Origin of the sequence: Salinisphaera sp. SWV1, from assembly GCF_052044155.1 — a bacterium.
In the GTDB taxonomy this organism is placed as follows: Bacteria; Pseudomonadota; Gammaproteobacteria; order Nevskiales; family Salinisphaeraceae; genus Salinisphaera.
Genome location: NZ_JBQDYE010000154.1, coordinates 1 through 579, shown reverse-complemented (window position 1 = coordinate 579; position 579 = coordinate 1). Strand labels below are relative to the sequence as shown.

The 579-nt window shown below is 50.9% G+C and carries 1 pseudogene; it reads right to left on the bottom strand.

Features of this window, described 5'->3' with window-relative positions:
* Positions 1–579, bottom strand: a pseudogene (gene idnT / locus ACS8YF_RS19980) (gnt-II system L-idonate transporter); the annotation flags it as partial.

Below are 579 nucleotides of genomic sequence, written 5' to 3'. Positions count from 1 at the left end.
AGAAGGAGGGCATCTCCTCTTCGCTAAACAGATGAGGATTAAATAAGCCTTCCGGTGGTGCTTTCTCAAAGCGAGTTAGCAGTTTAGAAAACAGCGGTCCTGCGACAATAACTGTCGGAATGGTAATGATAAATCCATACAGTAAAGTCGTTCCGAGATTAGCCTCAAAGATAGTCGCGTTGGCAGTAGGCCCTGGATGTGGCGGCAGAAAACAGTGGGTTACAGAGAGCGCTGCTACCATTGGTACGCCAACATACAACAGGGGTAATCCTGATGATGCTACGATGGTAAATACCAACGGCAACAGCAGGACAAAACCCACTTCAAAAAACATGGCGAGGCCCACAACCAGACCGGTGATCACTAGCGCCCATTGCACGCGTTTTTTACCAAAAGTAGCAATCAGCGTAGTGGCGATACGTTGTGCCGCACCCGTATCAGAAATCAGCTTGCCTAACATGGCCCCGAAACCGAGGATCATTGCCAGCCCGCCGAGCGTGCTGCCGATACCATTTTGTATAGAGTGCAGGACGGCCTGTGCATCCATCCCTTCGGCAAATCCGACGACGGCAGCTACCA